The organism is Devosia sp. SL43, assembly GCF_021729885.1.
Taxonomy (GTDB): Bacteria; Pseudomonadota; Alphaproteobacteria; order Rhizobiales; family Devosiaceae; genus Devosia.
Map to the genome: position 1 here is coordinate 1,948,842 of NZ_CP063401.1, position 23,347 is coordinate 1,972,188.

The window sequence follows — 23,347 nt, forward strand, 5'->3', positions numbered from 1 at the left end:
AGCATCTCCAACTAGGTCTATTCGAACGCAATATCCTCAAGGCACGCACCGCAGCCATACGACTAGGCAGGCGGCGAAGCGTCAATCAAGCCAGCAGCGGGACAGGCCTGCGCGATGCGCATGGATCAGAGACGGTCAATCCCCATGATTGAACTGCAGCCGTCCCAGTTGGGCGTAGCGTCCGTCACGAGCCATCAGCTCGTCATGCACGCCCTGATCGACGATCTTGCCCTTATCGAGCACGAGAATTGTGTCAGCATCCCGGATCGTCGCCAGCCGGTGGGCGATGACCAGCGTTGTGCGGCCACGCTGCAGGCGCTTGAGCGCGAGCTGCACCAGTTGCTCGCTGCCGGCATCGAGTGCGCTGGTCGCCTCGTCGAGCAGGAGTATCGGCGCATCCTTGAGCAGAGCCCGGGCTATGGCCAGTCGCTGCCGCTGACCGCCGGACAGGGTGACGCCGCGTTCGCCGACCAGAGTATCGTACCCCGCTGGAAGCTCGGCAACGAACTCGTCGACCATTGCATCGGTCGCGGCCTGGACCACGTCCTGCCTCGAGGCGTCAGGCTTCCCGAAGCGGATATTGTCTTCGATCGTGCCGGAAAAGATGATGGGGTCCTGCTCGACGACGGCGATCCGGCGGCGCAATTCACCGATATCGACCTGCCTTATGTCCAGGCCGTCGACCAGGATCGAACCGCTCCCGACCTCGTACAGGCGCTGCAAGAGGGCGAAGATAGTTGATTTGCCACCACCCGACATGCCGACCAGAGCCGTGGTTGTCCCCTGCCCGACGGCGAAACACAGATCGCTGACGGTGGCCGCAGCGTCGGTTGCCCCGTAGCGAAAGCTCACATCGCGAAACTCGACCGTGCCGAGCGCGGGTACCGGCAGCGGCAGCGGGCGCGCCGGCGATTGGATGGCAGGCTTGGTATCAAGAATTTCGACCAGCCGTTCGGTCGAGCCGGCCACCGACTGCAGCGTACCCGCCACCTCGGCAAGGCTGGCGACGGCGCCTGCACCCATGACGCCATAGAGCAGGAACTGCGTCAGCTCGCCCGTAGTGGCCGCGCCCGCAAAGACCGCCTGTGCGCCCCACCATAGAGTGAAGATCATGGCCAGGCTGGACATCAGCATCAGCAGACCGACCAGGAAGGCGCGCGCCCGCAGACGGCTCAGCTCCGATTCAAAGCTTTCATTGCCATGCCGGCGATAACGCCGAACTTCCTCATCCTCGCGGGTGAAGCTCTTCACCGTGCGATTGGCGCTCAGAATCTCGGTGGCCTGCGCTGACAGCTCGGCCAGCGCGTCCTGGCTGCGGCGGGACATCTTGCGTAACCGGCGCGCCAACATCAGCATAGGTATAAGTATCAGCGGACCGGCAATGACAACGGCAAGGGTCAGGACCGGGCTGGTCAGCAGCATGAAGATGAACGCGCCGACCATGGTCACCAGCGAGCGCAAGGCCACCGACGCGGTTGAAGATATGGCCGCCCGCACCGCAGCCACATCGCCATTGAGGCGCGATGCCAGCTCACCCATCCGCTGCCTGTCGAAAAAGGCTGCATCCAACGTCAGCAAGTGGCCGAACACCGCCAGCCGAAGATCGGCGAGCATGCGCTCTCCGACATAGGAGACGAGGTAGAGACGGAAGCCATTGGTGACGGCCCCCAAGATACCGAATGCGGCAATGATCCAGGCATAGCGACTGATCATGCCCATATCCTGCGCGATGAAACCGGTATCGATCAGGCTGCCCAGGTTGAACGGCACTGCCAGCGAAGCGAGCGTCGAGGCCACCAGAAAGACCAGCGTCAACACCAGCCGCAAGCGATAGCGCAGCAGGAAAGGCAACAAGCGGCGCAACGGGCTCAACCGCCCCAGCGGCAACGCCTTAACGAATGCCATGCCGCCATCGGCCGGTCTGGCGGCTTCGGCCTGATCCGTCATGACAACAGCACCAGGGTTGACACTGACCGGGATAGACAACGCATCTCGGCACCTTACTTGTCAGAAAACAACAGGTCGTCGGAAGCAATTCGGCCATGGGCAGGGGTGCGTGCACATCGCGATCCCGAAGCCTCTTGGTTACCAAAGCGTATCGACTACCCCCTTGCCTGGCCAGCCGCACAAATCCCGCTACCAGAATTGGTGCCATGCTTCACGCGCATGCAGGACACCCTCTTTCGTGGTCCGGGACGCCATGTTTCCGACGGCGAGAGGCATCTTATTACGGCCGCGAGACCTAGGGTTTCGCGCTACGCGGTTCCAACCGCCAGCGGACAAACGGCGACGGAGTCGTCAGGCATCGCCAAACCGCCGCAAGCAAGCTGTGATTCATTCCAGTCGCAATGGCGATACGGCCCGCAAGCTGTCGCTCCGATCGAGCAGCCGATGGCGGAGCGGATCGAGGTCACCCGCATCCACAGGAAGAGCCAGATGACGATCAGCGGCAGGGCGTAAAGCGTAGTCGTGGTCAGGAGCATTTGAAGTTCACCAGTTCGCGTTCATTTATGTCCCGAGAACGAAGGCAACTTTGCCGCTTTCGACATAGCTGAAAGGAATCTTGAGATTATTTTTCGTGCCTCGAGCCGCACATCGTCGCCCAAGGCGTAGTGCGGATTATACGCAATCGCCCGGACACTGTGTGGCGTCGCACCGGAAAGCACCTCGCTCGAAACTGGCTCTGGCAGCCCACACTAAAGAACCTTGTCGCATACAGTAATTCCGCTCTTGGGCCCACTACAAGCAACCGCTACGTCAAGCCGGAATGTCCGATGTCCGGTGATTACTGTCGAAAGTCGTCATTCTGCTCCCGGCCCCTGCCCTCCACAAAGCGACTCCTGAAAGGCGCCAATGGGGTGGTGGGTTCAACTGATCGTCGCAACACCTTTAACCTGAGAGGATGAGGAGGTGCAGCATGGTGGCGTCACGGGTAACCACGTAAATTTCAGCGGCAATCCGAGCGCAATATTTCGAGAAGCTCGCAAGATAAGTAACGCCGTAGAAGCGTCGGAAACCACAATGGTCCGAATGGCAGCCACGCCAGGGGCGAACTGGCTAATGCCTTGGGAGATTTGCCCATTGGCGCAGGGTAGCTCGAAGAGTAGACAAGGATTTGCCTAGATCGGCAATCGTTCTGTGGGAGTGCAGTGTGGCCCCTAGCATGACCTCCGGGTTTCTCAATCCCAGCGTGCTAACGCGTGATTGGGGGAAACATGAGTCCAATCCGTTGGCACTAGTACAACTGCTCGAACACCATATGGGTATCGGCAGCTTCCAGTTGGAGATACCGAGCGGCAGGCTGTACCTTTCAGACGCTGCATGCCGCATCTATGGATATGCCCCAACCCGCGATCCCGTACCCTTGAACACGGTGCTGGGCACCTTGATCCGGGAGGACAGGCGCCGGGGAGCAGAACTACTGACCCAGGCCATCGCGCAGAAATGTGGATATCACTTTGTGCTGCGGATCTCCCCGGATGCAGAAAAGGTCAGGACGATCGAGTGTTTTGCCGATGTGGTTCTGAGCAAGCAGGAAGACGTAATCGCTGTCGTTGGCACCGTTAGGGATATCTCCGAACGCGCGGCGATTGACGCGCAGGCGGCTGGCCGCAGCCTTTTGATGCGCTCCATGCTGATCAACATTCCTGCCGCTGTCGCCGTTCTCGATCGCGACATGCGATACCTCGCGGTGAGCAATTATTGGGCCGCCGGCCATGGGCACAAGTCGCCGGACGACCTGGTGGGGCTCAAGCATTACGATGAGCATCCCAACTTGGGCGACGACGTCCGGCTCGAACACCGCCAGGTTCTGAGCGGGACGACGTTGCGCCGGCCTCGCGCCTATCTGAAGGATCGAAACGGCAAACCCATTCATCAGACCTGCGTCATGTGCCCCTGGTACACGCTGGAAAAGAAGGTGGGGGGTATGATCATCATGTTGGGTACCGTGGACGTCGGCAACGCGCTCGCAAAGGAAAAATCTGCCGAGGCCCTGCCGACGCGTCAGGAGTTTCTCAAGCTGCTGGCGACCCTTTAGCGAAATTGCCTACTCTGGGCCAGCCTTATGGGCTGGAGTCGGGTGACTGCTGCGGCCACCATTGGCGGCACTGCGACCGCACCGGCGAGTGCAGAGATCACCTTGCCCGGCGCAGGCCGAGCTGGTGCTCGGCAAACTCGCAGCTCGCTCATTCTACAGTCAATCTGGAGATGGGCGACAACCACCCGCCCAGCGACGGCGTTTTAGGCATAGGTCGGCAACGGCTATTCGCCAGCAAAGAAACGCTGCAGGCGCGCATAGCCGGGGATGTGGGCCGAAGTGCCGCCGTCGGCGGCGATCGCCTGCCCGGTGATATAGCGCGCCTCGTCCGAGGCCAGAAACACCACCAGATGCGCGATGTCGACTGGAGCGCCGAGGTAGGGAGTCAGGGTTTCCTCCTCGACTGTTTCGCGCAATTCCTGCGGCAGATGCGCCAGGGCGGCCGGCGTGCCCGTCAAGCCGGGCAGCACGGCATTGGCACGGATGCCTTTCTTGCCATGCGAGGTGGCTATGGAACGGGTCATCTGGATCACCGCCGCCTTGGAGGCGGAATAGGCAGCCTGGATGACATTGCCTTGCAGAGCCAGGTTTGAGGCCGTGTTGATGATCGCTCCGCTTCTCTGGGGCGACATGATCTTGAGGGCCTCCCGGCAGGCAATCATGGTGCCGCGGGTGTTGATGGAAAAGGTCGCGTCCCAATCAGCCGTCGCCATGTTCTCGATATTTCCATCGCGCTGAGCCATTTCTGCGCTGAGCAAGGCAGCGTTGTTGTCGATGACATCAAGCCGACCATAGGCATCCAGCGTTGCGACAAACATGGCCTTGATGCTGGCTTCGTCCGCCAGATCAACGCCGACATGCATGGCCTCCGCACCCGTCCCGCGCAGCTCAGCAGCCAGGGCCGCGGCGCGGTCCTCGGCAATGTCGGCGACAATCACGCGCGCCCCATGATCGGCCAGCAATGCGCAGACCTGCGCGCCAATGCCACCGGCCCCGCCGGTGACGATGCTGACTTTCCCGTCCAGCGAATAGGCCATTGATGGGTCCTCTGTGTCGTCGTCTATCGATAGGTTATGGCGGCGAGCCTGCGCCAGGCAGCGACCTATCAACTCGCGCTGCCTGTTTCACGCGTTCATCATTGGCCCGTTGTGCCTGAGCGAGGTCAGCATCGAATATCCCGTCCGTCAGGACAAACAGCATGCGGGTGATGCTGTCGGTCCGATTCGTCCAGGCATGGATGGTGCCACGCTGGACGACCACGTCGCCGCGCTCCAGAACCACCTCCTCCTCGTCAAGCAGCAGAACGATCTGCCCGTCAAGAACGACGGCATAGTCTATCGATTGTGTGCGGTGCATCAGGGGGTGGCGGCCGGGGATAGTGTGTTCGGCGTTTTCGGCGAGGCCAACCTGGGCGAACAAGGCCTCGGCAGTTGCCTTGTCAAAATCGGGACCGTCGGGGCCCTCGGGCGGAATATCGACAATGCGGATGACCGTGCCTTGCGCAGGCGGCGCTGTGTCGCGGTGCAGGTCGGTGGGTTCGGGCTCGGTTGCGGTGACCGGCGCCGGGCATGCCCTCGTATTCCACAGCTCGTGAAACGCCAGTCCCGGCTGGTGCGGGGGCCGGGTGACATGAGGCGGCACCGAGTCCGACACCACAACGGCACGCCCCTGGGCATCGTGGCCCGTTACGACGCGCCGAACGTTTTGACCAGCCATTGGTGTCCTCGTTTCTTAATTGGTTGATTGTATAACTAATCTAAGGCTATGTTCAACGCAATTCCGCATCGGGCAGTTCGAGGGCACGAAAATGTGCCACCCTTCGGCACGGCGTCGCGAGCGGAGACAGGGATATCTGCGCAAAGCGCTGCGAGCGGGGAGGAGACGCATGTCTGACTACGATATTGTTGTGATGGGTGCCGGACATAATGGGCTGTCGGCGTGCTGCTATCTGGCGCGGGCAGGGCTCAAGGTGCTGATTCTGGAGCGCCAGCCTTATGCCGGCGGCGGGGTGGTGACGCTTGAGCTGAACACCCCGGGCTATCGCCATGATCTGCACAGCTCGTGTCACATCATGATCCAGGGCAACCCGATGCTCACCGAGGACGAACTGGAGCTCAAGTCGAAATACGGCCTGAACTACCGCTACTCCGATGTGCCCTATGCCTCGATCTTCCCCGATAACGAGACGCTGATCACCTACAAGGACCTGGACAAGTCCTGTGAGCAGATCGCGCGGTTCAACAAGCGCGATGCCGAGACCTATCGCCGCTTCGCCGAACGCTCGATGAAGATGATGCCGATGTTCATCTCCGGCCTCTATTCGCCGCCCATCCCCTTTGGCCCCTTCATGGCCATGATGGACAGCTCGGACGAGGGGCGTGAAATCCTCGACGCGATGAACCGATCCTCGCTGGACATCATCGACCGCGAATTCGAGGACGACCGGCTCAAGATACACCTGCTGAAGCTGGTGACCGAAAACCTGCAATTGCCGGACGAACTGGGCACCGGCATGGGTATCTTCCTGATGCCCGGCATCATCCACACGTTCGGCGTCAGCCAGCCGGTGGGCGGATCGGGCGGCCTCACGGACGCCCTGCTGCGTTGCTTTGAGGACCATGGCGGCGAATTGCGCCTGAACGCCGAAGTCAGCAAAATTCTGGTCGAAGGCGGCGAAGCCAAGGGCGTCAGGTTGAGTACCGGCGAGGAGATCCGCGCCAAAAAGGGTGTCATCGGCGCCATTCACCCGCATCTTCTCGGTAAATTCCTCGACGGCGTCGACCCCGGCGTCGAGGCGCGCGCCAAACGGGTGAACTCATCCACCCAGTCGCTGTTTGTGTCCCACTACGATCTCAAGCAGCGCACCAAATATCGGGCCGGCGAGGAGATCACCGCCGCGACCATGCTCGAATATTTCCCCTATCGCGATCTCTCCAGCCTGCTCGACGATTTCGACTTCCTGCGACGCAAGCGCATCTCGCCTCGTCGCCTGTTGGGCGGCGGCGACGAGACCCACGGTGATCCCACCCGCGCGCCCGAAGGCGCCGGGCTGTTCCACTCGATCACCATGGCGCCCTATGACATTGCCGGCAAAGGAGCCGCGCATTGGGATGACATCAAGGAGCAATACGCAGCCGAGACCCTGCGCCAATATGATCCGTTCATCTCCAATCTGGGCGCCGACAATATCATCGCCGCCTCCCACTACTCGCCACTGGACATGGAGCGCTCGTCGCCCAACTCATTCGTCAACGGCGACATGCATGGCTGCGCACCCTTCCTCTACCAGTCGGCGGGACATCGTCCGACGCCTGACCTTGCCCAATACACCGTGCCCGGGATCGATGGATTCTGGCTTGTCGGGCCGTTCCAGCATCCCGGCGGCGGCGTGTTCGGTGCAGGCCGCAACACAGCTTTGCGCATGTTCGACGACCTCGGCATTGATTTTGAGAAGGTAATCGCCTGATGAAAATACTCGATAACACCGGCAAGGAACTGATGAGCGTTGCCAAGATCGAGGCCGATGAGCGCAATTTCTTGGTCATCCGGGGCAAGATCTTCGGCGCCATGCCGATGACCGCAAAGCTCAGCCCGGAAGAAGCCCGCGCAGCGTTCAAGCTCCTGGACGCCAAGACGATCTGGTTCTTGGTCACCATGCTGTTCCGCACGTCAAGGCCCGCCAGGAAGAGGGACGCGCGCTAGCGCCGCGAGGGTCCCATTGCTGGGCCGGGCGCGACTAGCGGCCTTCGACGGGCACGGCCGCACGAAGCTGGTTGCGTACCCAGGCCAGGCATTCATCGCCCGCCGCATAGGTGTGCCACTGGATGCATTCCACCAGTTCCGGGATAGCGATGGGTGATGGGATCAGCCGCAGCGGCAGCATTTCTCGATAAACACCAGCCAGGCTGCGGTGCATGGTCGATAGGAAATCAGTACCGACAATCAGAAACGGCAGGGCGCCGAAGCTCCCGGCCACCGCGGCAATATCCCGTTCAATCCCCTGCGTCTTGATATAGGCCGCCTCGTAAGAGAGCTGATTGCGTTCAAACTGAACAGCAATGTGTCGAGCGGCCTGGTACTCGGCCATCGTGATGGATTGGCCATACGAGGTATTGCCCTCCCAGACGACAACCACATAGCCATCCGAAAAAATCTCCTCGAATGGATGTTCGAGCGATAGATAAATCTCGGGCATGATGAGCAGGTCGATTTCGCCGCGTTCGATGCTTTCATGAGGCTTCCCGTATGGCTGCTCGATGATGATCTTGAGGCCGGGCGCCTTGCGGCTGATTTCCTTGATGGCATGCTGCAGCATGACAATGGTCACGTAGTCTGAGGCGGCGATCCGGACGCTTCGGTTGACCTTGGCGGGATCGAAGCCGGGTGAATGAATGATCGTGCCATCGATCTGCATCAATGCCGCGCGGACCTTGCCTGAAAGGTCGATTGCACGCGGGGAGAGCACCATCTTGCGCCCCACCTGAATCAGCAGTTCGTCGCCAAAATAGTCCCGCAGCCGCGACAATGCCCCGGAGGTCGCCGATTGACTCAGATTGAGCTTGTCCGCAGCGGCACTGACGTTCTTCTCCGTCAGCAGCACGTCGAGCGCGACCAGAAGATTGAGATCAAGTCCCTTGAAGCGCATGCCGTTCTATCCGTTTCACCGATCATAACTATCCAAATTATCGGCCTTGTAAATGTATCGAGGCGCGCGAAGAACGTGATGGGAGGACTTTGGATGCGATCAACATTGTTCGACTTGTCTGGAAAACGCGCCCTGGTTACGGGCGGCGCCAGCGGCCTTGGACTGGCCATCGCCAAAGCGTTTCTGCAAGCTGGCGCCGAGGTCACCATCGCCGGCGATCGAGGCGACGAAGTCGCGCAGGTAGCCGGCGAGCTTGGCTGCCAGGGCCTGCATGCCGTGCTGGGCAGCAAGGCCGCCGCAGACCAGCTGGCCGAACAGACCAGGCACCTCATGGGTGGCGTGGACGTCCTGGTTTCCAATGCCGGAATCGAAGGGCCGGTTACCGGCATCAAGAACCTGGATCCCGACCACTATGCTGCCGTCTTCGATGTCAACCTGCATGCCGCCACCTGGCTTGCCGCGGCCCTCATCCCCGGCATGATCGCCGCCGGTGGTGGATCGGTTATCCTGATGGCGAGCCTGTCGGCTCTGCGCGGCAATGGCGCAATCGCCGCCTATTCCATGTCCAAGGCGGCATTGGCCCAGCTGGCGCGGAACATCGCCGTGCAATTCGGGCCGGACAATATACGGGCCAATGCCATCGCACCCGGCCTGATCGAGACGCCCTTTTCAAGCGGCCTGATGCGCAATGACGCCTTTATGGCCAAGCGCCTGGCGGCCACGCCGCTGCGGCGCGTCGGCAGACCTGAAGAGGTGGCAGCGACGGCCTTGTGGCTGGCCTCGCCCGGCGGCGCTTTCGTCACCGGACAGACCATCGTCGTCGATGGCGGCACACAGATCAGCGATGGCAGCTGACCCGGCCTACATATCGATGTTGCCGATAGGTGGGCGAGACCAAAATCGATTTCAATAATGACTCGGCCAGTTGTAGCGTCGCTGAAAAACAGGGTTGGAGAAACGCATGGCACTCTTTGAGTATTTCCCGAATTACGTCTGGAACCTGTCGCTGTCGATCGCGATACAGTCAGGCGCTGAGCTTGGCGAAGTCATCGACATGTCCAAGCCGCTGTTGGCAAAGTCCCAGGCGGGTGAGGATGCGGGCACCACGGAATTCTTGCTCGAATGGATGAAAAAGGCCGAGACGCTCATCGAGCTGGCCGCTGAGGATGAGGCCAAGAACCGGCTGTTTTCCGCCAGCGACAAGCTGCGCCGCGCCGCGCTCTACCTGCTGACCGCCGAACGGATGCAGGGCCACGGCCATCCCGGACGTGCCGAAACATTCGCCAAGGCACTCGATTGCTTCAACCGCTATGTCGCCTATGGCAAGGAAAATTGCGAACGGGTCGATATCCCATATGAGGGCAAGACCATCGCCGGCTATTTCACCCGCGCCGAAGGCGTTGAGGGTGAGGCACCCTGCGTGGTCTTCCTCAATGGCCTGGATAGCTGCAAGGAGCTGCTCTATTGGACCTGGCTGCCGCAGGCGATGGCCCGGCGCGGCATTTCCACGCTCAGCATCGATCAACCCGGCACCGGCGAAACGCTGCGGCTGCAGGGCCTGCCAGCCACCTATGACGCCGAGCGCTGGGGCACCCCGGTCTATGAATGGGTCGCTGCGCGGGACGATGTCGATGCCAGCCGCGTCGGCATTAGCGGCATCAGCCTGGGCGGCTATTACGTGCCGCGCATCGCCGCCTTTGAGCCCCGCTATGCCAGTGGCGCCGTCTGGGGCGCCAATCACAACTGGGCCGAGGTGCAGCACAAGCGCATGAACAAGGAAGGCGAGAACCCCGTCCCCCATTACTGGAAGCATGTCTGGTGGGTCTTCGGCGCCAAGGATCAGGATGACTTCCTGGCCAAGACCGAGGGCATGAACCTCAATGGTGTGATGGACAGGATCAAGGTACCATTTCTGGTCACCCATGGTGCCAATGACCGCCAGATCAGCGTTGACTATGCTCATCAAAGCTACGAGCAACTGATCAATTCGCCCAAGCGCGAACTCAAGATCTTTACCGATCGCGAGGGCGGCATCGAGCATGTGGGCGCCGACAATCTATCCTTTGGCCGCAGCTACATCTCGGACTGGTTCGCCGAGACACTAGGCGGGTGGACCGCCTGATGCGGAACGCCATGAGGCGGGGATGATCGCGCATCAGGCCAAGCTGGTCGAAGACGCCATCTGCGCGGTCGCCGATCTGCCGGACGGCATGTCGCGTGGCTTCGACCCGCTGCATGAGGGGCGGGACACCATGTTCATCGTCCGGCAGGGCGACCGGCTCTATGCCTATCGCAACAACTGCCCGCATTATGACCAGGCTCGCATGGCCTGGCGCAAGGACGAGTTTCTCACTCACGACCGCACTCGGATCATGTGTGCTGCCCATGGTGCCCTTTTTGATATTCCCAGCGGAAGCTGTGAGGTCGGGCCGTGCATGGGTGGGGCACTCGAACCTGTTTCACTCGCGATATGTGACGGCCAGGTCTATCTGGCCGCCCCCTATCGTCCCGGCATGCCGGCCCGGGTCGGCAATGGCGCACGCCCCTAGGTCACGTTGCGGATCCAGTTTGGCACCCGCACCGCCGTTCGATGGCTTGATCAATCACCTGGCAATGGACGTTGCAAATGAGCAAAGACGCGTTGAAGAACCTGGCACCCCACCACATCGGCATCAGTGTACGCAGCATCGACGAAGCCATCGCTTTCTGGAGCGACATGTTCGGCTTCGAGCTCGATTTTCGCACGGAAATCCCAGCCATCAGGGCGGAGATCGCCTTCATCAAGCGCAACGGATTTCGCATCGAACTCTTCCAGATCGAGGGCGCAGCAGAGGTCCCGCAGGAACGCCTGAAGCCCAATACCGACCTGGCCACCCACGGAACCAAGCACATCTGCTTCTCGGTCGATGATGTTCAGGGCGCGCTTGAGCATCTGCATGGCCGTGGCGTTCGCATCGTTGGCATCATGCGTCAGCACGGCGCGCCCATGCAGGTCGAGGAGGACCCCCGGCTCAGCGGCTACAAGGTCCCAGCCCGCGCCTTCTTCTTTCTCGACGCCTCTAACACGCTGGTCGAAATCCTTCGCAAGTCCGATTTCTCGGACTGACGCCCACAACGCGATCACGGGCGCGGGGAGCCGAGGTCCACGAGACCATATTGCTATTTAGTTGGTCGTATGTATAATTAATGAAACACGATGACGCCAAGCCTGTGTCGGCAGCGAACTGGGCCTGCTGACGGTGACTGGCGCAAACGGCTCCAACGGGACGAGGGACGACGCGAATGAAGGTTGCATTGATTGGCGCTACCGGCAAAGCCGGCAGCAAAATCCTCAACGAGATGATCCAGCGCGGCCACCAGGTAACCGCCATCGCGCGGAACGTTTCCGGCATCCAGGCCAGCGCGCAGGTGACCCCGCGCTCCGTTGACGGCACTGGCGCATCCATCCAGGCCGCCATCAGCGGGCACGATGCGGTTGTCTCGTCGGTGCGTTTTGTCGATCTCGACCCCGAAGTCCTGATCCCCGCTGTGCTTGCCTCCGGCGTCAAGCGGTACGTGGTCGTTGGCGGAGCCGGCAGCCTGTTGCATCCCGATGGCACCCAGGAAGTCGATCAGCCCGGAACCCCCGATTTCGTCAAACCGAACTCCCGGCGTGGCGGCGAGATGCTGGACATGCTCAAGCAGATCGACAGCCCCAGTTGGACCTTCATATCCCCGCCACGCATGTTTGTGCCGGGGGAAAGGACGGGCCAGTTCCGCTACGGCAAGGACCACATGTTGATGAAGGACGGGCAGCCGACATCAATTTCGTTCGATGATTTCGCCATCGTCGTTGTCAACGAGATCGAGACGCCTACCCATCACAATGAGCGCTTCACGATCGGCTATTGATAGGCGGTCCGAAGACAAACGCTTGCTGTTTGGTCAACCAACCAATAAAGTGAAACAACGCCTGAAAGGGCGCTAAGGAGGGGACGAGACGTGGGGGGACTGGCCAGACAGATCATGGTCGCCGCATCGCTTGTCGGCGTGTGGGCAGTCGGCGGGATGGCTGGCGTGTTCAGTCCAGAAGTCTTGCCCCCGGTCAACCATGTAGCTGTCCAGCTCGTTGCGCTTTGGGCCCGTCCTGAATTCCTGCCGGCCCTTCTCGGCACCCTGGTCGACTCGGTGGTTGGCATCGTCATTGCCTCGGCGATCGCAATTCCCCTGGGCCTGCTGATCGGCATTTTCCCGCTCTTTGAACGCGTGACGCGCGTAACCCTGGATTTTGGCCGCTCCTTCCCCGTCGTCGCGCTCTTGCCGATCTTCGTACTGATCATCGGCGCCAATGCCACCATGAAGATCACCACAGTGGCGATTGCCTGCTTCTTTCCGATCCTGCTGCAGACCATCTATGGGGCGCGGCGGCTGGAGCCGACATTGGTCGAAACGGTCCGCAGCTTCCGCATCTCGTTCGGGCTGCGCTTCTACCGCGTCATGCTGCCCGCCGCATTGCCCTACATTGCCACCGGACTGCGCATCGCCACTTCCGTTTCAGTGCTTGTGGCAGTGGGTACCGAAGTGATCATTCCGGTCACCGGATTGGGGCAGCAGATCAGCCTGGCGCGGATCAGCAACGAAGTCGCAGTGGCCTTCGCCTATGTCATCTATGCCGGCCTTCTGGGTGTCGTGCTCTCCGCAGTTTGGGAACAGGTGGAAGACCGGATCCTGCCCTGGAGCCGGAGGTCGGAAAACACATGAGCACCTCCAGCCAAACGCCTGGCATACGCGCGCGCGTCAAGGAAATGGGCGTCCAATGGGGTTTGCCCGTGCTGGCGATCGTGCTGTGGTGGACGCTCTCCGCGAACTCCACGAACTTCTACTTTCCACCGCTCCAGACCATTCTGGCCGTGCTTTGGCGCGACCTAGTGGGCGGCCCCTTGCTCCCCTATATGGCCTTCAGCCTGAGCAATATGGCCATCGGGCTCGCTGTCGCCACCATACTGGGCATCCTGATTGGCCTCATCGTCGGGGAGTATCAGGGCCTGCGCGAGGCCGCCACGCCAACGCTGAACTTCCTGCGTTCAGTGCCGCCGGCGGCCATTGTGCCCATCGTCATCATTGCCATGGGTATTGGTGCCGCACCCAAGATCTTCATCATCGCGCTTACCTGCTTCTGGCCCATCCTACTCAACACAATCGATGGCGTCCGTTCGATGTCCTCGGAGCTGCGCGATACTGCGCGGGCCTTTGGCGTGCCGCGGGTCCTCTATTTCCAGCGCGTCCTGCTCATGTCGGCAATGCCCCAGATTATGGCCGGCATCCGGGTCGCCATAGCCGTCGCCCTGGTGCTGATGGTGATCAGCGAGTTTTTCGGGGCCAGTTCAGGCCTCGGCTTCTACATAAACGACAACAAGCAGAAGTTCGCGATGCCTGAAACATGGGCTGGAACGCTGCTGATTGGCGTTCTTGGTTTTGTATTGAGCGCCGTGTTCATGGCCTTCGAACGATGGGCCCTCGCCTGGTATTTCCAGAGCGAGCGGTCGAGCAACTAGAGCGTGACGAAAGTGAACAAAATGCCGGTGAGTCCAAGTCAGCCCTCCAAGGCGCCCTTGATGCAGGTCGAGGGCCTGTCCAAGTCCTACGGCTCCTTTGGCGTGCTGGACAATCTCAACCTGGTTGTGGAACCGGGCGCGTTCATCTGCATCGTCGGCCCCTCGGGCGTCGGCAAGACGACGCTGCTGCGCTGTCTGTCGGGGCTGACGCCACCGACCGCCGGCGCAGTCAAGCTGAACGGCGCAAAGATCACTGAACCGCAGGCCGAAATCGGCATCGTCTTTCAGGACTATCGCGGCTCGTTGATGCCATGGATGCGCACCCTGGAAAATGTCGCCTTTCCGCTCCAGGGGCGCGGCGTCGGCAAGGCGGAGCGCAATGCCCGCGCCATGGAGTGTCTGGCCGATGTCGGCCTCGATAAGTCGGCGGACAAATATCCCTGGGAGCTGTCGGGTGGCATGCAGCAGCGCGTCGCAATTGCGCGCGCGCTCGCCTATGACGCCCACATTCTCCTCATGGACGAGCCCTTCGGGTCCCTCGATGCGCAGACGCGGCTGGGGCTCGAAGACCTGGTGCTTGAGCTGCGTAGCCGGCTCCAGATCAGTGTGATCGTCGTCACCCATGACATTGACGAAGCCGTCTACCTGGCCGACCGGGTGGTGGTTTTGTCCGGCAAACCGGCCACGGTTGTCGACGCCGTCGACATCGACCTTGGCCGCAATCGGAATCAGATCGACACGAAATCTGATCCGAAATTCGTCGAATACCGAAACCGGGTGCTCAGCGAAATCATGCGCTGACGCCTGCCGATGATAACAGGAGGAAAATCAATGGCATATATAACTTTGAAGAGCCTTGCCTACGGAGCGGCGCTGGTCGCCGTCTCCGCGCTGGGCATTACCGCCACGGCCCCGGCCATGGCGCAGGAGATGCAGACCATTCGGGTGGAACGTTCACCCGTAGGTCAATTTGAGGGACTGTTCATCGCGCAGGACCTCGGGCTTTTCGAGGAGCGCGGCATCGTGCTCGATATCAAGGTCGGCGCCTCGCCCGATGGCGCCCTGGCGCAGTTGATGTCGGGCCAGCAAGACGTCGCCATGACTGGCGCCGTGCCCTTGACCGCAGCGGTGGCCAACGGCCTGCCTGTTGTTGCCGTCCTTAATGCACAGGATCAGGAGCCAGACACCGCAACCTATGGCCTGATCGTGCCTGCCGACAGCCCGATCCAGACTATCGCCGATCTCAAGGGTAAGAAGATCGGATTGCCTGGCATTGCTAGCCCTCAGGGCTCGGTGCTTATCCGCACGCTTGAAGCCAACGGCCTGACCCGCGACGACGTCGAGCTTGTTAACCTGCCCTTCCCCGGCGTGCTGCAGGCCATCGATGCCGGTAGCGTTGATGCGGGTATCCCGATCGGCCTGTTTTATGACCTGGCCATTCAGCAGGGCAATCGCGAGCTCAAGGAAGTGTTCGACAGTTCGACCTTCGGGTTCCCGTCGGTGATTTTTGCCTCGAACAAGGAATGGGCCGACCAGAACGCCGAACTGCTGGGCAAGTTCATCGAGGCCATGACGCTGGGCTATGAATATGCCAATGCGAACGATGACGCCGTCCGCGACGTCGATATCAAGATGACCCAGCTGCCGCCGGAATATCTCAAGGTCCGTGCAATCTCGCCCTTCCAGGCAGCATTCAATGCCGACGCGTGGAACCTTGAGAATGAATTCCTGGCCAAGTACGGCTTCATCTCCCGCGTCCCGACTGCCGAAGAATACATCTGGTCCGGCGCCCCGCGCCAGTAATCGGCAACCCACAACAGGAAAGGGGCCCACCGGGCCTCTTTTTTTCGCCAATCATGCCCATTCAGCGCTGGTTGAAACTCTCCAGACCATGGGTCACAAATTGCAGCAGCACCGGATAGGCACTGTCCAGGTCGCCGCCCTCCACGCTGCCCTCGGTCAGCATGTCAACGCGGCCATGCTTGGAAACCGTCGCCAGCATGATCTGCAGCACCATGGTGAAGGCTCGCGCGACATGCCCGCGATCTGCCGAAGGCATGGCTTTCATCAGCGCTGCCACAAACAGCTTCGCCGTCTCGTCAAAATGCCGGGCCAGGACGTCCAGCCACTGGTTGTCCCCGCCTAGCCGGGCGAGCACACGGAAATAGTCGGCCCATTCGGGGCCATCGGAAGTCGCCTTTTCAAACATCGGCGCCATGAAGGCATCCAGCAGATCACGCACACTCGGGTTCTGCAGGGCCGAGAGCCGCGCCTGGCGCGCGTCGCACAATATGTCCGCCCGACGTGCCACGATGGCTTCCAGCAGCTTTTCCTTGGTGCCGAAATGATAGGTCGACAAGGCCAGCGTCACCTCGGCTCGCGTGGTGATTTCGCGGAGCGAGACCGACGCGAAACCGCTCTGGGCAAACAGCGCCTCAGCCGCGTTCAGGATCTTGTCGCGCGTCATGTCGCCATTGCTGCGGGTTACCGATCGCCCCCGCCGGGGCGCGCCCTGTTTGGCTGGCGCATCACTTGCCATCAGTCTGTATTCCCCAGAAAGCGTCCATCGATCTCAAGAGCTCCAACCATTGCAACCGTATTGCGCCATGCGTCGATCTCTGTTGCAAACCGTGACCAACTGACTAGACAAATTCACCGCAAAGGACCAGCCCGCAGGGGGCACCCGCATCGCAAGGCTACCAATAGATCAGCGGCTGCCCGCCTACCGGCGCCTGAAAATACGGTATTCGCGTGCCCTGCAGCGAGCCCAGATAGACTGTCCGCAAATCAGGTCCACCAAATGTCAGCGAGGCCATCCATCGGCAGATGGTCCCGCCGCATGCCCCCATCAACTCGGGTGTCACCTGACCCGCTTCCCAGGCAGCGTCCAGCGCGGCCAGTGGCGCCGGATCGCCGCCCGCATCAAGAATGGTGAGCAAGTCGCCGTCCGGCGTTATCGCCACCAGACGGTCCGCCATGATCAGCGTCGTCCATAGATTGCCATAGTCATCAAACGCGATGCCGTCACAGAACCCGCCGACATTTGCAGGACCATAGATCTGCCGGTCCACCAGCCGGTCGCCATCCACCCTGAAGCGGGTGATATTGCGCGACGTCGTCTCGGCGACGTAGAGCCATTCCTCATTGCGATCAAACCGCAGCTCGTTGGTGCCGCACAGATTGTCGGCGACGATCCGCGCCCCATTCTTGTCAATCAGCGCGACATAGCCATCGCGCGAGTTGGTTTTGACGTGCTCGGTCCATGGCACCATCTGCGTGGTGACGGTCAGCCAGAGCCGCCCCTTGCGGTCGCGAGTCACGAAATTGGCCTTGCCGATCGGGCGCCCGTCAATCTTGTCCAACAAGACACGGCTCTCGCCATGCCGGGTCATCAGCTCGAGCTGGTCGGTTCCGAAATTGGCGATCAGGAAGTCGCCGTTCTCATCAAACGCCAGCCCATTGGGCAGACTACCCCGTGTATTGACCAGCCGGTCCGTGAAACTGGATGCCGTGTTGGGCGACTGGCCGCGCTGCAGCACCAGTTCCTGATGGCCATCCGGGTCGATACGCACCACGCCACCCCGGCCATCGGCCGACCACAGCGTCCCGTCGCGCTCAGCCAGGATACATTCGGGACGCTCGAGGTCATGCCCGACATATTGAAGGTCCTGCGGGTCGATCTGCCAGCCGATCAGTGGGTTTGTCATGTTGTTTCCTTGATCACTCAGCAGTCCAGCCACCATCGACGGTCAGGGTTGTCCCCGTCATCAATGCCGACGAGGGGGAAGCCAGGAACTGCACCGCGCCCATCAGGTCCTCGACCTGCCCCAGCCTGCCCAGTTTGATCTTGGCGATGACGCTGTCCAGAAACGCCTTGTCCTCGAAAAAGGGCCGGGTCATCGGCGTTTCGACAAAGGTCGGGGCTATGGTGTTGGAGCGTATTCGATGGGGCGCCAGGTCCAGCGCCAATGCCCTGCTGAACCCCTCCATTCCCCATTTTGAGGCGCAGTAGAGCGAGCGGGCCGCGCCACCCACCTGTCCCATCTGGCTGGACATATGGATGAGCGAGCCAGGTTTTCCCGCCGCAATCAGCCCCCGGACCACCGCCTGGGCAACAAAGAACGCAGCCTTCAGATTGAGGTCGAGAACAGTGTCATAATCGGCCTCGCTCACATCCCAGACCGGTTTCGGCCGGTTGGTGCCGGCATTGTTGACAAGAATGTCGAACGGCCCCGTTCGGGCTATGGTGGCGGCTGTGCCCGCTATATCAGATACGTCGAGCCGCAGTGCCTGCGCGGCCCCGCCAGTGTCACGGATCGCGGCCGCCGCCTGGTCGATCTCGTCCACAGTACGACCGGCCAAAGTCACTTCCGCTCCGGCCTCGGCCAGCGCCGCGGCGCAGGCCAGGCCAATGCCCCGGCCGGCGCCGGTGACCAGCGCCCGTTGACCATCCACGCGGAAACCCGGTGCTTTGGGCAACCGCACACTCATGATGCCGCCTTGTCGATCCCGGCGAGCGGGGAAGCCCCCTCGGCATAAGGTACGTTCTGTCGTCCATACCGGCGAACGCGAATATTGGCCTGCTCGGCATGGCCCTGGAACCCCTCCAGCATGCACAGCCGCGAGCAATAGCGTCCGACAAGGGCCGACGCCTCATCCGTTGTGACGCGCTGATAGGTGTGGGTCTTTATAAACTTGCCCACCCAGAGCCCGCCGGTATAGCGGCCTGCCCGCTTGGTCGGCAGGGTGTGGTTGGTGCCAATGGCCTTGTCGCCAAAGGCCACATTGGTGCGCGGCCCGAGGAACAATGCGCCGTAGTTGACCATGTTCTCCAGATACCAGTCGTCGCGGTCAGTCATGATCTGGACATGCTCGGAAGCGATCTCATTGGCGATGCTGAGCATCTCGTCATGGTCATCGGCCACGATCACCCGACCGTAGGTCTCCCACGCCTTGGCGGCATAGCCGGCCGTCGGCAGGATCTTGAGCAGGCGCTCGATCTCGCCCATCGTCTCGCGCGCCAATCTCTCCGATGTGGTCAGCAGGACGGCGGGACTGTCCGGCCCGTGCTCGGCCTGCCCCAGAATATCGGTCGCACAGAGTTCCGCATCCACCGTCTCGTCGGCAATCACCATGGTCTCGGTCGGCCCGGCGAACAGGTCGATCCCGACCCGCCCATAGAGCTGTCGCTTGGCTTCGGCCACAAAGGCATTGCCCGGCCCCACCAGAATATCGATCGGATCGATCGTCTGGGTACCCAGCGCCATCGCGCCAATCGCCTGAATCCCACCCAATGCGTAGATCGCGTCGGCCCCGGCCATGTGCTGGGCCGCCACGATCGCCGCGGCGGGCCTGCCCTGATAGGGCGGTGCGCAGGTGATCACGCGGGGCACGCCCGCCACCTTGGCGGTAAGCACCGACATATGGGCCGAGGCCAGCATGGGATATTTGCCGCCGGGCACATAGCAGCCGGCATTCTGGATCGGGATGTTCTTGTGCCCTAGAATCACGCCCGGCATCGTCTCGACTTCAATGTCCCGCAGGGAGTCGCGCTGCAACTGGGCAAAGTTGCGGACCTGCGCCTGGGCAAATTCGATGTCCTTGATGTCCTGTGGGCTCATCTCGGCCAGGCAGGCGTTGATCTCGTCCTGGGTCAGCCGGTAGTCGTCGCGGTCCCAGTTGTCGAACTTTACCGAGAGGTCGCGCACGGCGGCGTCACCACGCTTTTCGATGTCGGCGAGAGTTGCCTCGACGATGCCGCGAACCTTGTCGTCGGCCGCTTTGACGACCCCCGGATCGACGCCCTCTTTCAGAATTTTTGCCATATATCTGTCTTCATCCTCCAGCACGTGCGCAGCTTCGCCGGGTACTCTGTCCTGGGCCCTCATGGGGCTCGCCACACATGCGAGCCTCCCTGATTGGTGCGGCACCAGCCTTGTATCTGCAGCGCTTTGCGCATATTGTTTGTACGACTAACCAATTTTATAGCACGGGTTGTGGACGGATGAAAGTTGCAGTTGTCGGTGCCGGTGGATTCGTCGGGCAGCGTGTCGCCAGGCGATTGGCGGCCATGCAGGAATTCACCCAGATTGCGCTGCTGGACCAGATGGCATTCCCCCACCCCGATGATCCCAGAATCACCCAGACCATGGGCGATCTCGCTGACCCCGTTGTGCGCAACCAGGTTCTGGCGGGTGCCGACAAGGTGATTGTCCTCGCCGCGATTTTGGGTGGCGCGGCCGAAGCCGATTACTCGCTGGCCCGCAAGGTCAACCTCGACGGGACGCTGGATCTGTTCGAGCATCTGCGCGATCAGAGCGCCGCCACCCGCGTGGTCTTTGCCTCGACAATCGCAGTCTATGCCAAGCCGCTGCCCGATCCGGTTACCGATGCCACCCCCACCGGGCCAACCATGGTCTATGGCGCCCAGAAGCTGATGATGGAGGTCGCCCTGTCCAATTTCGCGGCCAAGGGCTGGCTCGACGGCGTGTCGTTGCGCCCATCCGGTGTCATGGCGCGCGATGGGGCGGATGCCGCCCTCAAGACGGCGTTCATGAGCCGCTTGTTCTGGTGCGTGAAGCGCGGCGAAGACATCGTGCTGCCTGTGGCACCCGACAGCCGCACCTGGCTGACCTCGGTCGATACAGTCGCCGGCAATTTCGTGCATGCCGCTATGCTGCCCGAGATCGGACCCGTACGTGCCTTCACCCTGCCGGCGCTGTCGCTGACCTTTGGCGAACTGGTCGCCGCGCTCAGGCGCCGCTTCCCCGACAGCCCGTCAAGGGTGCGGTTTGATCCCGATCCCGAAACCGTGGCGCTGTTCGGCAGCTACCCCCAGATCATCACCAGGACCGCCGACCAGCTGGGCTTTGCGCGCGATGCCGATGCCGACACGCTGGTCGCGCAAGCAATGACTTAATGGAGGAAACATGAAGCTCGCGACCCTACCAGATGGCACCTTGGACGGCCGTCTTCATCTGGTCAGTCGAGACCTGACCCGCGCCGCGCCGGCCCAGGCCGCCCAGACGATGCAGACTGCGCTCGAGAACTGGACCGGACTCGAAAGCGCCCTGACCGCTGAATATGCTGCCCTCAATCAGCGGGGCGGGACCCCATTTTATCCCTCCAGCGCGATGGCCCCTTTGCCGCGCGCCTGGCAGTGGCTCGATGGGTCCGCTTTCGAAAGCCACGGCGACCTGATGGACACCGTATTTGGCTTGGCCAAGAAGGAAAAAACTGGCCGGCCCTTGATGTATCAGGGCCTCTCAAACCTGTTCTATGGCCCCGCCGACGACGTGCGCATGCCCTCGGAAGCCGACGGAATTGATTTCGAAGGCGAGTATGGCGTCATCACCGATGCAGTCCCCTTTGGCGCTGACACGGCGACCGCGGGCGCTCACATCCGGCTGATCGTGCAGATCAACGACTGGTCGCTGCGCAAGCTGGCGCCCATCGAAATGAAGACCGGCTTTGGCTGGGTGCAGGCCAAGCCGGCCTGTTCGATGGCACCCGTGGCGGTGACGCCAGATGAGCTGGGAGAGAGCTGGCGCGATGCGCGTGTCGATCTGCCCCTGCTGGTCGATTGGAACGAGAAGCGCTTTGGCGCGGCCAACGGCTACGAAATGGCGTTCGGCTTTGATCAGCTGGTCGCGCACGCTGCCTATTCGCGCGCCCTCGTCGCCGGCACAGTGCTGGGCTCGGGCACTGTCTCCAACAAGACCTATCGCGAAGTGGGCTCGTCCTGCATTGCTGAGCGTCGCGGCATCGAGATGATCGACCAGGGCGAAGCCAAGACGCCGTTCATGTCGTTCGGTGACCGTGTGCGAATGGACGTCACCGGCAAGGACGGTCAGTCGGTCTTTGGTGCGATCGACCAGAAGATCGTCAAGGCCTGAGCTTTGTCAGTGCGGTCGCCGGACTGCCTTGCGCTGTCCGGCGACCGCTGCTGATTCAATAGGGCTCGGTGATCATCTGCAGCGACGCGCCCATCAGCGCTGCGATCTCCGGCTGGGGAGCCCCGCTCTGCTCCATCCTGCCGATCTTGAGCGAATTGCCGACAACCGCCTTGCTGCGCGGCAGGCGGCGCGCCATGAAGGCTTCGAGCCCGTCACGCAGGGTCGCGGCCTTGTCCAGCTCTTCGACCAGCACGATGGCATCCTCAACGGCCATGCCGGCGCCCGATGCCAGGTGCGGTGTGGTTGCGTGGACGGCATCACCAACAAGCAATACCCGGCCCACAAACCATGGCCCGTCCACCAGCACCGATTCCAGCGGTCGCGCCAGGATGGGCACGCTCTCGTCCAGCCCATCGCGAATGTCACCCAGTTCACCACCGAATGGCGCCAGCAGCGTCCGCAGTCGAGGCAACAAATCCTTGTCCTCGTACCATGGCTTGGTGGCGGCATTCTCGAGCAGATACATATACATCTGGTCCCGGCCACAGGGCGTGAACCCGACCTTGACCGGACCAAAGAACATCCGTCCGCCATCCCAATGCCTGGGCTTGTTCAGTTGCGCGCGCCAGCAGACCTGCCCGGTATAGGACGGTGCCGTTGCATCCGGCATGATCATGCGGCGCATGCTCGAAAACAGCCCGTCCGCCCCCACGACCATGTCATAGCGTCCCGCCGTGCCGTCGGTGAAGACAACGTCCACGCCGGCCGCGTCCTGTTCCAGTCCGGCAATCGAGGTGCCGGTGCGGACCGAAACGCCCAATTCACGCATGCGCGTCGCCATTATCTCGTGCAGGACAGGTCGCATGATGCCGCCTTCGGCCGGCACGTCAGGCGCATGGAGGCGAGGCGATGTGATCACCTTGAGGACATTGCCCACCGGGTCGCACAGCGTTACCGAGTCATGCATATGACCCCGCTCCATCAGCGCCCTGGCAAGGCCCAGATCGCAGAGCGCACGGGCCGTCAGGGGAGACAGCGTCACCCCGGTTCCCGCAGCGCCCCAGTTCCGCTCGGAATCCACCAGATCCACCTTGACGCCGTGTTCGGCCATGCGGATGGCTACCGCCGGGCCGCCCACGCCACCGCCGACGATGAGAAGGCGATTGAGATGCTTGTTGAGATTACCCGCCACTTGTCCTTCTCCCCGTAGAACGCTGCCTTGTTTGGCCTCGGC

The 23,347-nt window shown here is 61.6% G+C and carries 24 protein-coding genes; 14 read left to right on the top strand and 10 right to left on the bottom strand.

Annotated features, from left to right (window positions below):
* Nucleotides 1–135: 135 nt before the first annotated feature.
* Nucleotides 136–1,947: an ABC transporter ATP-binding protein gene (locus IM737_RS09560; RefSeq protein WP_236899683.1), complete on the bottom strand. Its 1,812-nt coding sequence runs from the start codon at nucleotides 1,945–1,947 to the stop codon at nucleotides 136–138.
* A 308-nt stretch (nucleotides 1,948–2,255) separates the two neighbouring features.
* Nucleotides 2,256–2,483 (bottom strand): hypothetical protein, encoded by a 228-nt coding sequence (locus tag IM737_RS09565; protein WP_236899684.1) that lies wholly within the window; start codon nucleotides 2,481–2,483, stop codon nucleotides 2,256–2,258.
* Between the two features lie 746 nt (nucleotides 2,484–3,229).
* Here IM737_RS09565 and IM737_RS09570 point away from each other — a divergent pair.
* On the top strand, nucleotides 3,230–4,039 hold the full coding sequence (locus IM737_RS09570; RefSeq protein ID WP_236899685.1) for a PAS domain-containing protein: 810 nt from the start codon (nucleotides 3,230–3,232) through the stop codon (nucleotides 4,037–4,039).
* 224 nt (nucleotides 4,040–4,263) lie between these two features.
* Here the strand turns inward: IM737_RS09570 and IM737_RS09575 are convergent, their stop codons facing one another.
* Nucleotides 4,264–5,076, bottom strand: a complete 813-nt coding sequence (locus IM737_RS09575) for an SDR family NAD(P)-dependent oxidoreductase (RefSeq protein ID WP_236899686.1) — start codon at nucleotides 5,074–5,076, stop codon at nucleotides 4,264–4,266.
* Nucleotides 5,077–5,110: 34 nt separating this feature from the next.
* On the bottom strand, nucleotides 5,111–5,755 hold the full coding sequence (locus tag IM737_RS09580; protein ID WP_236899687.1) for a cupin domain-containing protein: 645 nt from the start codon (nucleotides 5,753–5,755) through the stop codon (nucleotides 5,111–5,113).
* 169 nt (nucleotides 5,756–5,924) lie between these two features.
* Between IM737_RS09580 and IM737_RS09585 the strand changes: the two genes are divergently transcribed.
* Both IM737_RS09585 and IM737_RS09590 read left to right on the top strand, forming a co-directional pair.
* Entirely contained in the window at nucleotides 5,925–7,505 is a 1,581-nt protein-coding gene (locus IM737_RS09585; RefSeq protein WP_236899688.1) for a phytoene desaturase family protein, read from the top strand.
* Nucleotides 7,505–7,741, top strand: a complete 237-nt coding sequence (locus tag IM737_RS09590; protein WP_236899689.1) for a hypothetical protein — start codon at nucleotides 7,505–7,507, stop codon at nucleotides 7,739–7,741. The genes IM737_RS09585 and IM737_RS09590 overlap by 1 nt, the downstream gene beginning before the upstream one ends.
* A gap of 34 nt (nucleotides 7,742–7,775) precedes the next feature.
* On the opposite strand, the gene IM737_RS09595 is transcribed toward IM737_RS09590, so the two are convergent.
* Entirely contained in the window at nucleotides 7,776–8,639 is an 864-nt protein-coding gene (locus IM737_RS09595) for a LysR family transcriptional regulator (protein ID WP_236899690.1), read from the bottom strand.
* A 138-nt stretch (nucleotides 8,640–8,777) separates the two neighbouring features.
* Between IM737_RS09595 and IM737_RS09600 the strand changes: the two genes are divergently transcribed.
* The 9 genes from IM737_RS09600 to IM737_RS09640 all read left to right on the top strand — a co-directional run bounded on the left by IM737_RS09600 (nucleotide 8,778) and on the right by IM737_RS09640 (nucleotide 16,021).
* On the top strand, nucleotides 8,778–9,539 hold the full coding sequence (locus tag IM737_RS09600; RefSeq protein WP_236899691.1) for an SDR family NAD(P)-dependent oxidoreductase: 762 nt from the start codon (nucleotides 8,778–8,780) through the stop codon (nucleotides 9,537–9,539).
* Between the two features lie 106 nt (nucleotides 9,540–9,645).
* A complete protein-coding gene (locus IM737_RS09605) occupies nucleotides 9,646–10,806 on the top strand; it encodes an alpha/beta hydrolase family protein (RefSeq protein ID WP_236899692.1) in 1,161 nt (386 codons plus the stop codon).
* Between the two features lie 22 nt (nucleotides 10,807–10,828).
* Nucleotides 10,829–11,233, top strand: coding sequence for a Rieske (2Fe-2S) protein (locus IM737_RS09610; protein WP_236899693.1), 405 nt, complete (start codon nucleotides 10,829–10,831; stop codon nucleotides 11,231–11,233).
* A 77-nt stretch (nucleotides 11,234–11,310) separates the two neighbouring features.
* Nucleotides 11,311–11,790 (top strand): VOC family protein, encoded by a 480-nt coding sequence (locus tag IM737_RS09615; RefSeq protein WP_236899694.1) that lies wholly within the window; start codon nucleotides 11,311–11,313, stop codon nucleotides 11,788–11,790.
* A gap of 176 nt (nucleotides 11,791–11,966) precedes the next feature.
* Nucleotides 11,967–12,575: an NAD(P)-dependent oxidoreductase gene (locus IM737_RS09620; protein ID WP_236899695.1), complete on the top strand. Its 609-nt coding sequence runs from the start codon at nucleotides 11,967–11,969 to the stop codon at nucleotides 12,573–12,575.
* Between the two features lie 90 nt (nucleotides 12,576–12,665).
* Nucleotides 12,666–13,424: an ABC transporter permease gene (locus IM737_RS09625; protein ID WP_236899696.1), complete on the top strand. Its 759-nt coding sequence runs from the start codon at nucleotides 12,666–12,668 to the stop codon at nucleotides 13,422–13,424.
* Nucleotides 13,421–14,218 carry an ABC transporter permease gene (locus IM737_RS09630; protein ID WP_236899697.1) on the top strand — a complete coding sequence of 266 codons (798 nt, stop codon included), beginning with the start codon at nucleotides 13,421–13,423 and terminating at the stop codon, nucleotides 14,216–14,218. Before IM737_RS09625 ends, IM737_RS09630 begins: the two co-directional genes overlap by 4 nt.
* A 60-nt stretch (nucleotides 14,219–14,278) precedes the next feature.
* Nucleotides 14,279–15,019, top strand: coding sequence for an ABC transporter ATP-binding protein (locus IM737_RS09635; RefSeq protein WP_236899698.1), 741 nt, complete (start codon nucleotides 14,279–14,281; stop codon nucleotides 15,017–15,019).
* A gap of 30 nt (nucleotides 15,020–15,049) precedes the next feature.
* Nucleotides 15,050–16,021 carry an ABC transporter substrate-binding protein gene (locus IM737_RS09640; protein WP_236899699.1) on the top strand — a complete coding sequence of 324 codons (972 nt, stop codon included), beginning with the start codon at nucleotides 15,050–15,052 and terminating at the stop codon, nucleotides 16,019–16,021.
* 61 nt (nucleotides 16,022–16,082) lie between these two features.
* On the opposite strand, the gene IM737_RS09645 is transcribed toward IM737_RS09640, so the two are convergent.
* From IM737_RS09645 to hisD, 4 genes are all read right to left on the bottom strand, one after another.
* The gene (locus tag IM737_RS09645; RefSeq protein ID WP_236899700.1) at nucleotides 16,083–16,685 is read right to left on the bottom strand and encodes a TetR/AcrR family transcriptional regulator; all 603 of its coding nucleotides are present in this window, start codon (nucleotides 16,683–16,685) and stop codon (nucleotides 16,083–16,085) included.
* 229 nt (nucleotides 16,686–16,914) lie between these two features.
* Entirely contained in the window at nucleotides 16,915–17,925 is a 1,011-nt protein-coding gene (locus tag IM737_RS09650; protein ID WP_236899701.1) for an SMP-30/gluconolactonase/LRE family protein, read from the bottom strand.
* A 13-nt stretch (nucleotides 17,926–17,938) separates the two neighbouring features.
* Complete coding sequence (locus IM737_RS09655; RefSeq protein ID WP_236899702.1) at nucleotides 17,939–18,709, bottom strand: SDR family NAD(P)-dependent oxidoreductase; 771 nt, start codon at nucleotides 18,707–18,709, stop codon at nucleotides 17,939–17,941.
* Nucleotides 18,706–20,043, bottom strand: a complete 1,338-nt coding sequence (gene hisD / locus IM737_RS09660) for a histidinol dehydrogenase (protein ID WP_236899703.1) — start codon at nucleotides 20,041–20,043, stop codon at nucleotides 18,706–18,708. Before hisD ends, IM737_RS09655 begins: the two co-directional genes overlap by 4 nt.
* Nucleotides 20,044–20,222: 179 nt before the next feature.
* On the opposite strand from hisD, the gene IM737_RS09665 reads away from it, so the two are divergent.
* Nucleotides 20,223–21,137, top strand: a complete 915-nt coding sequence (locus IM737_RS09665; protein ID WP_236899704.1) for an SDR family oxidoreductase — start codon at nucleotides 20,223–20,225, stop codon at nucleotides 21,135–21,137.
* Nucleotides 21,138–21,147: 10 nt separating this feature from the next.
* Complete coding sequence (locus IM737_RS09670; protein WP_236899705.1) at nucleotides 21,148–22,113, top strand: fumarylacetoacetate hydrolase family protein; 966 nt, start codon at nucleotides 21,148–21,150, stop codon at nucleotides 22,111–22,113.
* 55 nt (nucleotides 22,114–22,168) lie between these two features.
* Here IM737_RS09670 and IM737_RS09675 read toward each other — a convergent pair whose 3' ends face one another.
* A complete protein-coding gene (locus IM737_RS09675; protein WP_236899706.1) occupies nucleotides 22,169–23,305 on the bottom strand; it encodes an FAD-dependent monooxygenase in 1,137 nt (378 codons plus the stop codon).
* Between the last annotated feature and the right edge of the window lie 42 nt (nucleotides 23,306–23,347).

What these genes read in the sequence shown, in the direction of transcription:
- IM737_RS09560 (WP_236899683.1), bottom strand. Translation starts at nt 1,947, where the DNA reads ATGACGGATCAGGCCGAAGCCGCCAGACCGGCCGATGGCGGCATGGCA.
- IM737_RS09565 (WP_236899684.1), bottom strand. Translation starts at nt 2,483, where the DNA reads ATGCTCCTGACCACGACTACGCTTTACGCCCTGCCGCTGATCGTCATC.
- IM737_RS09575 (WP_236899686.1), bottom strand. Translation starts at nt 5,076, where the DNA reads ATGGCCTATTCGCTGGACGGGAAAGTCAGCATCGTCACCGGCGGGGCC.
- IM737_RS09580 (WP_236899687.1), bottom strand. Translation starts at nt 5,755, where the DNA reads ATGGCTGGTCAAAACGTTCGGCGCGTCGTAACGGGCCACGATGCCCAG.
- IM737_RS09585 (WP_236899688.1), top strand. Translation starts at nt 5,925, where the DNA reads ATGTCTGACTACGATATTGTTGTGATGGGTGCCGGACATAATGGGCTG.
- IM737_RS09590 (WP_236899689.1), top strand. Translation starts at nt 7,505, where the DNA reads ATGAAAATACTCGATAACACCGGCAAGGAACTGATGAGCGTTGCCAAG.
- IM737_RS09600 (WP_236899691.1), top strand. Translation starts at nt 8,778, where the DNA reads ATGCGATCAACATTGTTCGACTTGTCTGGAAAACGCGCCCTGGTTACG.
- IM737_RS09605 (WP_236899692.1), top strand. Translation starts at nt 9,646, where the DNA reads ATGGCACTCTTTGAGTATTTCCCGAATTACGTCTGGAACCTGTCGCTG.
- IM737_RS09610 (WP_236899693.1), top strand. Translation starts at nt 10,829, where the DNA reads ATGATCGCGCATCAGGCCAAGCTGGTCGAAGACGCCATCTGCGCGGTC.
- IM737_RS09615 (WP_236899694.1), top strand. Translation starts at nt 11,311, where the DNA reads ATGAGCAAAGACGCGTTGAAGAACCTGGCACCCCACCACATCGGCATC.
- IM737_RS09620 (WP_236899695.1), top strand. Translation starts at nt 11,967, where the DNA reads ATGAAGGTTGCATTGATTGGCGCTACCGGCAAAGCCGGCAGCAAAATC.
- IM737_RS09630 (WP_236899697.1), top strand. Translation starts at nt 13,421, where the DNA reads ATGAGCACCTCCAGCCAAACGCCTGGCATACGCGCGCGCGTCAAGGAA.
- IM737_RS09635 (WP_236899698.1), top strand. Translation starts at nt 14,279, where the DNA reads ATGCAGGTCGAGGGCCTGTCCAAGTCCTACGGCTCCTTTGGCGTGCTG.
- IM737_RS09640 (WP_236899699.1), top strand. Translation starts at nt 15,050, where the DNA reads ATGGCATATATAACTTTGAAGAGCCTTGCCTACGGAGCGGCGCTGGTC.
- IM737_RS09645 (WP_236899700.1), bottom strand. Translation starts at nt 16,685, where the DNA reads ATGACGCGCGACAAGATCCTGAACGCGGCTGAGGCGCTGTTTGCCCAG.
- IM737_RS09650 (WP_236899701.1), bottom strand. Translation starts at nt 17,925, where the DNA reads ATGACAAACCCACTGATCGGCTGGCAGATCGACCCGCAGGACCTTCAA.
- IM737_RS09655 (WP_236899702.1), bottom strand. Translation starts at nt 18,709, where the DNA reads ATGAGTGTGCGGTTGCCCAAAGCACCGGGTTTCCGCGTGGATGGTCAA.
- hisD (WP_236899703.1), bottom strand. Translation starts at nt 20,043, where the DNA reads ATGGCAAAAATTCTGAAAGAGGGCGTCGATCCGGGGGTCGTCAAAGCG.
- IM737_RS09665 (WP_236899704.1), top strand. Translation starts at nt 20,223, where the DNA reads ATGAAAGTTGCAGTTGTCGGTGCCGGTGGATTCGTCGGGCAGCGTGTC.
- IM737_RS09670 (WP_236899705.1), top strand. Translation starts at nt 21,148, where the DNA reads ATGAAGCTCGCGACCCTACCAGATGGCACCTTGGACGGCCGTCTTCAT.